Annotated in this window: 9 protein-coding genes; 2 read left to right on the top strand and 7 right to left on the bottom strand. The window is 62.2% G+C overall.

Annotated elements, in window-relative coordinates; all coding sequences use genetic code 11:
• Positions 1-311 precede the first annotated feature (311 nt).
• Complete coding sequence (locus Q0105_RS15940; RefSeq protein WP_298213117.1) at positions 312-590, top strand: hypothetical protein; 279 nt, start codon at positions 312-314, stop codon at positions 588-590.
• A gap of 96 nt (positions 591-686) precedes the next feature.
• Here Q0105_RS15940 and Q0105_RS15935 read toward each other — a convergent pair whose 3' ends face one another.
• The 6 genes from Q0105_RS15935 to Q0105_RS15910 all read right to left on the bottom strand — a co-directional run bounded on the left by Q0105_RS15935 (position 687) and on the right by Q0105_RS15910 (position 7,554).
• Positions 687-1,517 (bottom strand): urease accessory protein UreD, encoded by an 831-nt coding sequence (locus Q0105_RS15935; protein WP_298213116.1) that lies wholly within the window; start codon positions 1,515-1,517, stop codon positions 687-689.
• Between the two features lie 50 nt (positions 1,518-1,567).
• Positions 1,568-2,611 (bottom strand): patatin-like phospholipase family protein, encoded by a 1,044-nt coding sequence (locus tag Q0105_RS15930; protein WP_298213115.1) that lies wholly within the window; start codon positions 2,609-2,611, stop codon positions 1,568-1,570.
• Between the two features lie 248 nt (positions 2,612-2,859).
• Entirely contained in the window at positions 2,860-3,810 is a 951-nt protein-coding gene (locus tag Q0105_RS15925) for a hypothetical protein (RefSeq protein ID WP_298213114.1), read from the bottom strand.
• Between the two features lie 928 nt (positions 3,811-4,738).
• Entirely contained in the window at positions 4,739-5,506 is a 768-nt protein-coding gene (locus tag Q0105_RS15920; RefSeq protein ID WP_298213113.1) for an ABC transporter permease, read from the bottom strand.
• Positions 5,507-5,530: 24 nt separating this feature from the next.
• Entirely contained in the window at positions 5,531-6,355 is an 825-nt protein-coding gene (locus Q0105_RS15915) for an ABC transporter ATP-binding protein (RefSeq protein WP_298213112.1), read from the bottom strand.
• A gap of 167 nt (positions 6,356-6,522) precedes the next feature.
• Entirely contained in the window at positions 6,523-7,554 is a 1,032-nt protein-coding gene (locus tag Q0105_RS15910; RefSeq protein ID WP_298213111.1) for an ABC transporter substrate-binding protein, read from the bottom strand.
• A 340-nt stretch (positions 7,555-7,894) separates the two neighbouring features.
• On the opposite strand from Q0105_RS15910, the gene Q0105_RS15905 reads away from it, so the two are divergent.
• On the top strand, positions 7,895-8,713 hold the full coding sequence (locus Q0105_RS15905) for an HDOD domain-containing protein (protein WP_298213110.1): 819 nt from the start codon (positions 7,895-7,897) through the stop codon (positions 8,711-8,713).
• 68 nt (positions 8,714-8,781) lie between these two features.
• Here the strand turns inward: Q0105_RS15905 and Q0105_RS15900 are convergent.
• The coding region (locus tag Q0105_RS15900) for a phosphate acyltransferase (RefSeq protein ID WP_298213109.1) at positions 8,782-9,491 on the bottom strand (710 nt) is incomplete at its 5' end.

The following is a 9,491-nucleotide window of genomic DNA, read 5'->3' as shown; positions in this document are numbered from 1 at the left end:
TTGGACAGCTATACACCAAAATAATTCAATTTACTTCTGAGACACCACACTAGTGAGAGGTTAAGCACCAACTCAATGTATCCCGCAGAACTTGCAGGAAAGTTGGACTGTGCGGGATATTCTGGACACCGATTCTTCCTTAAAGTGGCCCGCAGTCTGGGGCTACAGACACAGAGCAGTTCAAGTATCCAGGTATAAAAATTCCAACAAACCCCGCAAGCTTCACTTGGGCAAACTATAGCCTGTGAATTTGCGAAGCCAGGGTTCTCGACAGTCACTTTTGGGGTCGCAGGCAACGAGCGTACGAATCAATGACGGGATTGGTGAGTGATGCTCAGGGTCGCCTTTGGGTCCAACGCCGCACCTCAATCCTCTCCGAAGGCGCGCGCGCGGGTCTCCTTCAGCCAAACGTCATCGGGCGTTCCATTGAAACCAACCACCGCATCAACACCGCATCGAGGGCAAATGGCGGTTTGTTCCTGGTTGTCGCCATCGCACCACTCGGTAATGGCGTTTGGCGGATATTTCTCCAAACAGTAGTAGCAAGCGGCAACCTCGCTACCAAGGAGAGCATCGCGATGCAAGGTTGATCCGCAAGTTCTACACATAGCGAGCAGTGGTTCAGGAAAACTGATAGATCACTGACGGGTGCGGGGTCACTTTACACGGACAGGCGGTGGTGCACCCTACATCGCCCAAATCCTCGGCGCCTCCCCCACCACCCCCCACATCACCCCTCGCCAAGCCGCCCGCACTGCCTTGAGCAACTGCATCGCGGGCTCCACCTGCGGGGCCAGTACGCGCGCTACCAGCATGCGGTCGTTGGGGCTGGTGGCGCCTGCGGTGGCTTTGAGTGTGTGGGCGTCCATCACGGCGCGGGCGGCATCCAGGGCGGCGTCGCGGCGGGTGCGGTTGAGCGGAGTGCCTGCGGCAAAAAACAGGCTGGCCATGCAGCGGTGTCCGGCCAAACCGAGGGGGCTGCCCAGCAGGCGTTCGTCAGCGGCGTCGATCACGCCGTGCTCCAGCCACAGGCCGGGCACTTCGAGGTGCTGCACGAAGCGGCCTGTTTCAAAGGGCTGGTTGGCGTGGGGCAGGCCCAGGGCGGTCACGTCCCAGGCGATGCATTCGGCGCCGGGGGCGAGGTTCAGGGTGAGGTGGTTTTCTGCGTTGCTGGCGTTGTAGCAAAGCGCCTCCAGCGGCAGCCATTCCAGCCGGGCGCCTTCGGCCACCGTGAGGTGGGTGCGTTGCAGGGCCAGCTCGCCGGTGGACCGGTAAAACCGTGTGGCGCCCGGTGTGGTGACCAGGCCATGGGCGCCAGGGCCGACGGTGGCGGTGATGTCCAGCGTGTCGCCGCCCACCAGGCCGCCGGGCGGGTGCACCAGCACGTTGTGGCAGATGGCGTCGCCCTCGGGGTACAGGCTTTGCAATATGCGCAGCGGCCCGCTGTGCTCGTGGCGCGCCACGGTGCGGGCGTTTTCTAGCGTGTAGTCGAGCTGCAGGCGGGCGTGCCAGGGCATAGGGGATGGGTCAGTTCGCTATCAAAGCAATGAATGAATAAAACGGCAGGCTACTTGGGTGCCGGGCAGGTGTCGTCCAGCCGGGCCATGCCTGCGAGCTTTTGCAGGCGGCTGCGGTTGTCCAGGCAGGCCTGGTATTGCGCGTCGGCGGCTTTTTGTTGTGCCTGGCGTGTGGCCTTGGCGCGCTCGGCCTGTAGCTGGGCCACGCGCTCGCGGATTTGTGGCATGGCGGCCAGGGCGGCTTTTTCGCCTTCCACGATGGCGTTGGCGCGCTGGGTGAAGTCGGCGGGGCCGATGTCGAGCACCTGGGGGGTGATGATCACGTCGGCGCGCGCCAACTCGGCTTGGCCGAGTTTCTGGCCCATGATGGCGATAGACTGGCCCAGTGCCCCCAGCATGTTGCCGGGGGTCTGTCCGCGGGCCTTGTTGGAGATGTCCACGGCGATCACGATGTCGGCGCCCAATTGGCGCGCGGCGTCTACGGGCACGGGGCTCACGATGCCGCCGTCCACAAAATGGTATTTACCGATGGTGACGGGCTGGAACACGCCCGGCACGCTGCTGGATGCGCGCACGGCCTGGCCGGTGTTGCCGCGTGCAAACACGGTGCGTTCACCGTCTTCGAGCCGCGTGGCCACGGCCACGAAGGGCTTGGCCAGTTGCTCCAGCGGTTTGCGGCGCACCTGCTCGTTCACGTAGTCCTCCAGCTTCTGGCCCAGCACCAGCCCGCCGGACGAAAGCTGCAGGTCGCGGATCTTGGTTTCGTCCAGCGCCACGGCCTTTTCCTGCATCTCAAACGCGTTCATACCGCTGGCGTACAGCGCGCCCACCACGCTGCCCGCGCTGGTGCCCGACACCACGGCGGGCGCCAGGCCGTTGGCCTCCAGCATCTTGATCACGCCGATGTGCGCAAAGCCTTTGGCCGCGCCGCCGCCCAGTGCAATGCCAATGCGGATGGGAGTGGTGGTGGGTGTGGTGGCCGCGACAGGCGCGGTATCGCCCGCCGCTGGTTGGGTCGGGGCCGTGCCGCCGCATGCGGCCAGACCTGCTGCGGCCCCAAGGGCCAGAAGGCGCAAGAGAATGGTCAATCGCATGCTGGGTGATCCTGCTGTCGTCCAAACGGGGCGGGCAGTATAGCGGCAGACGGCAGCAGCGGTTCTGGTGCGACCCCGGGGCTTACAGCCAAGGCTTGAGTCAACCCGGCCCGTCGGATATGGCGTGAGGTGCAGTACTACGCAATCCGGCTGCAACTCGCAAAACCTGCAGCTCAGCCAAGTTGTGCTCACGTCGGCAACCCATTCGCATTGGTCGGAAGCCGCACCACGGACGGCATAGTGTCTATCTATCTAACCGGGCGCGGTATGACCTTCATTTCCTGATCGATTGGCTTTAAGGCAGAACGCACGAAGTCGAGGTTGTAGAGAGGTGTTTTTGAGGGGCAGGCATTGTCTTGCAGCGGCCGACGGTACTGAGTGTGTCCGGCGCGGATCCAAGGCAATCCTGCAACGCCGTAAGAGTCGCGCTTGGTGCTTCCCTGGTAAAGATCGATGGCGTAGGCAATCCGCTCTGCCATCAGGGTACCGTTCTCCAAATCAGTAACAGTCCACTTGCTGCCGGCGACCCAATGCTCGCGATCCTGTGGGGTGGATATGTCTTCCCACTTCACAAAATAGCGGCTATCCGGCTTGTGATGAAACGCCTTGGAGAAGGTTTGATGTGATCCCACACTGCTATCCAAGTAGCGAAAGAACCCTGGCTCGCCCTCGCTGTAACCTTGTATCTCTATCTGCGGATAGCGTAAGAAGTCCTCTTGCGTAGGAACGTGCCATTGCTGTTCCCACTCCTTCTTGGTCAGAAACGTCCTGACTAGATTCCATTCTGCGGATTGTGAAGACTGAACGTCAAACCCGCCATAGACGTCACCCTTGAAGTTCCTGTCCCACAAGTCGTAGGCAGTCAAATCCCCGTGCGGCGCTTGGAACGCGATGCTTTTTACGTCTTTAGCTGTCTCGAACACTTTCGTGCCAGCGTGCTTGCAGACCATATCAAAGTGCGCAGCATGAGGCCGAAATTCATCTGTGTATTTGCGGTTTTCCTCGTGCCTTTGAGTCTCGCCCGATGTCACCCACTTATGTGCGAAGAAAGTCCATATGCCAAGCACAAGCAGGATGCCGACGAAACGGCTAACTGGCTTTTTTACCAATACGAAAACAAGGCCTATGCCGAGCGCGGCGGGAATCAAGGCGGCTGAAAAGAGTCCTGCGAGAACAAGAAGGAAAAGATCGTTGACCATGTGGGCTTCAGCGAATCGGACCGTGAGAGGGTTTTACGAAAGACGAGCTACTTAGCCTGCACCAAGCCGGTTTGAAACCACGTCATTGGCGGCTGGATAGTGCGATTTTTCTCAGAGAGCATAGCTGACGTGACGACCAGGTCCTACTCAGCGGCTTGAGCTCTTCGCTGTAGCCTTTGTGGCGGCAATAACCGCCCGATGACGGCGGCAAGCAGCGCCGAGAGGGAGTGATTTTCAGCGCGCCGATGTCCGCAGCGGATGTACCCGCCTGGCAACACAACACCATGAAGCTGCAGCGTGCCGCGTTTGGTGGCAGAGCGCCTTGGCACGGCGAGTTTGGGCTGAGCGCTCTTGTGCACCTTACGGGGCGGGCCGTGATTGCTTAATCGCTCGCCGCCCGCGCTGGGCATCCTTCACCCATACTTGCCATCCCTGCCAGCTTTCGCAGCTGTGTGCGGCTCTCCAAACGCGCCTTGTGCTCAGCCTCTTGCTCCTTCTGCTGAGCCAGGTGCGGGGCCCGCGCGCAGTCGGTTTGATGCGCTCGCGGATCTGCGACATGGCGGCCAGGGCGTCGAGGGTGGTCGCAAAGGCGATGGCAGTCCGAACGACGGGTAGCGACAAAAGGGCGGCGATGGGAGGAAGCGCGGGCAGAAGCGTGCTGAGAGTCCTGCGGTCAACAGGCGGGCAGTATTCCGGCGGCGTATCCGCCGGGGCTGAGCCGGACGCTGAGCATGCTCCTGAAATAGGAGCTGCTTGCGCTTGCTGTTTACGCATCGGAGGCCATATCGACTAAATTTAAGATCCACTCATGGCCAAGGCGGCTTTGTCTTGGCTGGGGGCGGTGTGCCATTTTGGAGCGCCCTGGCTTCGACAGGCTTTGCCCGAACGGATTGGAGGATGGGGCGGGGGCACAGGGACCCCCGCCTGCTCATTCGCCCTGAGAGCCACGGTGCGCCCATCCGGTGGTGCGCTTTTCAATGGCGCTGAAGAGCTCGTACATGGCCATCGCCATCGCACCCACCACCATCAGGCCCGCAAACGCCAGGCCCATCTGCATGGACGAGCCCGCGCTGATGAGCAGGTAGCCGATGCCTTCGTTGGCTGCGGTCATCTCTGACACCGTGGTGCCCACGAAGGCCAGTGTGATGGCAACCTTGAGCGAGCCAAAAAAATACGGCATGGAGCGCGGCAGGCCCACCTTGGTCAGCACGTCCCAGCGTTTGGCGCCCAGCACGCGCAGCACGTCTTCCAGCTCGGGCTCCAGCGTGGCCAGGCCGGTGGCGATGTTGACCATGATGGGGAAGAAGCTGATGAGAAACGCCGTGAGGATGGCCGGGCCCACGCCGATGCCGAACCACACCACCAGGATGGGCACGAAGGCGGCCTTGGGCAGGGCGTTGAAGGCGGTCATCAGCGGGTACACGGCGGCATAGGCCAGGCGCGAGCTGCCGATGATGAAGCCCAGCAGCACGCCCACCACGATGGCAATGCCAAAGCCCGCCATGGTGACCCAGAAGGTGCGCCAGGCGTGGCCTGCGATCACGTCGCTGAATTCAACCAACTGCGTGGCGATGGCCCAGGGGCTGGGGAAAAGGTATTCAGGGACGTTGAAGGCCGAGCAGATGATTTGCCACAGCAGGACGATGACGGCGAGCAGGATCCAGGGGGACCAGCGTTCTACGGTTTTCTTGTGCATGGAGAGAGGTGTCCTGGCTACTACTTACTGCTGAATCGGAGCGCCTGCTTTGCGCAGGGCGCCAATATGGCCGCGCAGCTCGTGCACGATGTCGGTGAATTCCTTGGTGTAGGTGATCTCCAGGTCGCGCGGGTGGGGCAATTCGATCTCTTTCTTCACCACGAAGCGGCCGGGGCTTTTGCTCATCACGTACACCGTGTCGGCCAGAAAGACGGATTCGCGCAGGTCGTGTGTCACCAGGATCACGTTGAATTTCTGCTCGGCCTGCAGGTCGCGCAGGATGCACCACAGCTCTTCGCGCGTGAAGGCGTCGAGCGCGCCGAAGGGCTCGTCCAGCAGCAGCATCTTGGGCTCGTGGATGAGCGCGCGGCAAATGCTGGCGCGCTGCTGCATGCCGCCCGAGAGCTGCCAGGGGAATTTGTCTTCATAGCCGCCAAGGCCCACCTTTTGCAGCAGCTTGCGGGCGCGCTCTTCATACTCCTTGCGCTTTTGTTTGAAGTGGCTGCGGTAGGGCTCGACGATTTCGAGCGGCAGCAACACGTTGTCCACCGTGGTGCGCCAGGGCAGCAGCGATGGCGCCTGAAACGCCATGCCCGAGATCTTGAGCGGCCCGGTCACATTCTGGCCGTCGATGAGGATCTTGCCCATCGATGGCATCTTGAGGCCCGTGGCCAGTTTCATGAAGGTGGATTTGCCACAGCCCGATGGGCCAACGATGGCGATGAATTCGCCACGCTGCACCTTCAGGTCAATGGCCTCGACCGCAAACTGGTTCTTCGCGCGCAGCTCGTCGTTGTAGGCGAGCCAGACGTCGCGGAAATCCACAAAGTAGGAATCAGCAGCCTGCATGAGGAGGTACTTGATAAAAGGGGCTGTTGGTGGGCAAAGGCGCCGTGGCTTCGACAGGCTCAGCCCGAACGGATGGGGCAGAGGCGGCTGAGGTAGGTGTGTATTTAGATAAAAATGGCTGCCAGCGCTTATTCATAAAGCGCTAGCAGCTATCAAATTAATAGTATTTACTTTTTGGGCAGGATGTTCAGCTCAGCGGCGCTGGGCAGAAAGCTCGCGTTCCACACGTCGTCGGGGTTCACGCGCGTCTTGGTGTTGAACGCGTCGGACACCTGCGATGCCATCAGCGACAGGCGGCCGGGCACGACTTTGCCAAAACCCTCGGCGCGTGCGTCGGGGCTGTTGATCACGGTGTCGATGGCCAGTTGCAGGCGGCGGGTTTCGAGCGGCACGTTCACGATGCCATCGCGCGCCTTCACATGCTGGATGGCGTCGGCGGGGTTGGCGATCACCTCCTTGGCGCCCTTGGTAAATGCGGAGAGGAAGGCCTTGATGGCGGCCGGGTTCTCCTTGATGAGCTTGGGGCTGGCGATGATCACGTTGCCATACAGCTTCACACCGAAGTCGGCATAGGGCAGCACCACCACGTCGGCGGCTTTGGCGCCGCGTGCCTCCAGGTTCAGCAGCGAGGTGAAGGTGAAACCGGTGATGGCGTCCACGTCGCCGCGCACCAGCATGGTTTCGCGCAGTGGGGGGTCCATGGCCGTCCAGGTTACGTTGCCGATGCCGTTGGCCTTCTGGAAGATCGGAAACGCGCGGCGGCCCGCGTCGAACACGGGGGCGCCCAGCTTCTTGCCAGCCAGGTCGGCAGGCTTGGCGATGCCGCTCTTCTTGAGCGCCATGACCGAGGCGGGCGTGTTGTTGTAAACCACCATCACCGCCACGGGCTTGTTCTGTGCGTCGGGGTTGTTGGCGTGGAATTCCATCACGGCGGCCAGGTCGGCAAAACCCATGTCGTAGGTGCCCGATGCCACGCGCTGCACGGCGCCGCCCGAGCCGTTGCCAGCATCCACCGCCACTTCGAGGCCTGCGGCCTTGAAGTAGCCCTTGGCCACGGGCTGCAGGAAGAGGGCGGAGGGGCCTTCAAAGCGCCAGTCGAGCTGGAACTTGATGGGCGTGGAGGCTTGCGCCTGCGCGGCGGAGAAAGTGCCAGCGGCGGCCAGCAGCACGGCGGCTTGCAGGAGGGTGCGTTTGTTCATGGGAGGTTTCCTGTCTGAAGTCGGCGGAAATATCGGCAAAGGTGCTGAGCGGTTCAAGGCCTCGCCACCATGCCATGGTGTGGTGTTCCCGTCAGCAAAAAAGATGCCTGATTTCACCGGGGCGGGAAGGGCGCGCGGACTATTGTTCGCCAGATTGGTGCATGTGGTTCTACAGGCTTTCCCGAAATGGTGCACGTCGCTCTGGTGGCGGAATGTTGCGGTGTCGCCGCGCATTGGGACAAACGCGAAGGCCGCGCCTGCGCGCCGGTGGTACAACAAAAGTCGTGCATTCTTTGGTTCCCGGCATTCAAATCCACACCATCAATTGGGAGGACCTTTTATGGCAAATATCCAGGCGTTTTTCGAGAATGTGCAACTACCCACCATCCCCGACGTGGCGCGCGAGCTGATCGCCACCATGAAGGACGATGACATCCCTTTCGAGAGGGTGCGCGGGGCGATTTCCAAAGACCCGGCCCTTACGGCCAAGCTGATCCGCCTGGCCAACAGCGCACGGTTTGGCCTGCCCCGGCAGGTGGCCTCGCTGGATGACGCCATCACCATGGTGGGGCTCAACCAGGTGCGCACGCTGGCGCTGGCGTCTTGTATGTCGGGGGTGTTCAAGGACGTGCCGGGGGTGGATGCCGAAGCGTTCTGGAAGGAGAGCATGGCCATTGCGGGCTATGCGCAGTGGCTGGCCCGCACGCTGGGCTCGAACGTGCAGGAATCCTGGCTTGCGGGCTTTTTGGTGCGGCTCGGCGAACTGATCATTGCGCAGAAGGTGCCCGAGCAGATCCCGGCCATCGAGCAGCTACCCCACCATGCGGGCGGGCGCTGGGAGCGCGAGCGCACCCTGCTGGGCTTCACTGAGGCGCAGGTGACGGCCGAACTGGCTCGCCGCTGGCGTTTTCCGGACACCATCGTGCGGGCGCTCGAAACGGCCGAGGACCCCGTGGCCTCGTCACCGTTCTGCCGCCTGGGCGGCATCCTGCACGTAGCCACCTTGCTGGCCGAGATTGGGCTAGAGGAGCCCATGTCGCCCGCCGACACCATCGCCAGTCTGCCCGCCGAGATCAAGAAGGCGCTGCAGCTGGATTCAGACTGGCTGGCCGAGCATCTGCCGCCGGTGGCGGACTATGTGGACGTGTCGGTGAGATAGAAGAGCTGCTTCACCAATAAAGAAAGGCCCCGAGGGGCCTTTCTTTTTGGGATCGCGTGATCAATCAATCAAGCGGCGCGGGCTGCCGCGCTGGCCACGGCCAGCGCCGTCATGTTGAGCACCCGGCGCACGGTGGCCGCTGGTGTCAGGATGTAGGCCGTGGCCGCGCCGCCCATGAGGATGGGGCCCACGGTCACGCCGCCGCTGGTCGTGGTTTTGAGCACGTTGTAGAGGATGTTGGCTGCGTCCAGGTTCGGGCAGATCAGCAGGTTGGCCGAGTCTGTCAGGGTCGAATCCGCCATGTAGGTATTGCGGATGCCCGGCTCCAGCGCGGCGTCGCCATGCAGTTCGCCATCGCACTCAATGTCTGGGTGGGCGGCCACGAAGAGGTCGCGTGCCTCGCGCATCTTGCGGGCCGATGCGCGCTTGGACGAGCCGTAGCTTGAATGCGACAGGAAAGCCACCTTGGGCGGGATGCCGAAGCGCTGTACCTCTTGCACCGACATCCAGGCGATGTCGGCCAGTTGCTGGGCGGTGGGGTCTTCGTTCACGTAGGTGTCAGCGATGAACAGCGTGCCCCGGTTGGTCATCAGTGCGTTGAGCGCGGCGTAGTTGTTAGCGCCCGCCTGGCGGCCCAGGATGCTGTGGATGCGTTCCAGGTGTGTTTCATAGGTGCCCACCAGGCCGCAGATCATGGCGTCGGCATCGCCCAGTGCCACCATCAGCGAGGCGATGATGGTGTTGGAGCGGCGCACGGCGGCCTTGGCCACTTCGGGCG

The sequence above is a fragment of the Acidovorax sp. genome (assembly GCF_027492855.1).
GTDB lineage: Bacteria > Pseudomonadota > Gammaproteobacteria > Burkholderiales > Burkholderiaceae_C > Acidovorax.
Note: the sequence above shows the minus strand (reverse complement) of the source record. Positions and strands in the feature narration are given on the sequence as shown.

Coding starts and splice junctions, on each gene's coding strand:
- Q0105_RS15925 (WP_298213114.1), bottom strand. CDS start 3,810: ATGGTCAACGATCTTTTCCTTCTTGTTCTCGCAGGACTCTTTTCAGCC.
- Q0105_RS15910 (WP_298213111.1), bottom strand. CDS start 7,554: ATGAACAAACGCACCCTCCTGCAAGCCGCCGTGCTGCTGGCCGCCGCT.
- Q0105_RS15935 (WP_298213116.1), bottom strand. CDS start 1,517: ATGCCCTGGCACGCCCGCCTGCAGCTCGACTACACGCTAGAAAACGCC.
- Q0105_RS15940 (WP_298213117.1), top strand. CDS start 312: ATGACGGGATTGGTGAGTGATGCTCAGGGTCGCCTTTGGGTCCAACGC.
- Q0105_RS15915 (WP_298213112.1), bottom strand. CDS start 6,355: ATGCAGGCTGCTGATTCCTACTTTGTGGATTTCCGCGACGTCTGGCTC.
- Q0105_RS15905 (WP_298213110.1), top strand. CDS start 7,895: ATGGCAAATATCCAGGCGTTTTTCGAGAATGTGCAACTACCCACCATC.
- Q0105_RS15930 (WP_298213115.1), bottom strand. CDS start 2,611: ATGCGATTGACCATTCTCTTGCGCCTTCTGGCCCTTGGGGCCGCAGCA.
- Q0105_RS15920 (WP_298213113.1), bottom strand. CDS start 5,506: ATGCACAAGAAAACCGTAGAACGCTGGTCCCCCTGGATCCTGCTCGCC.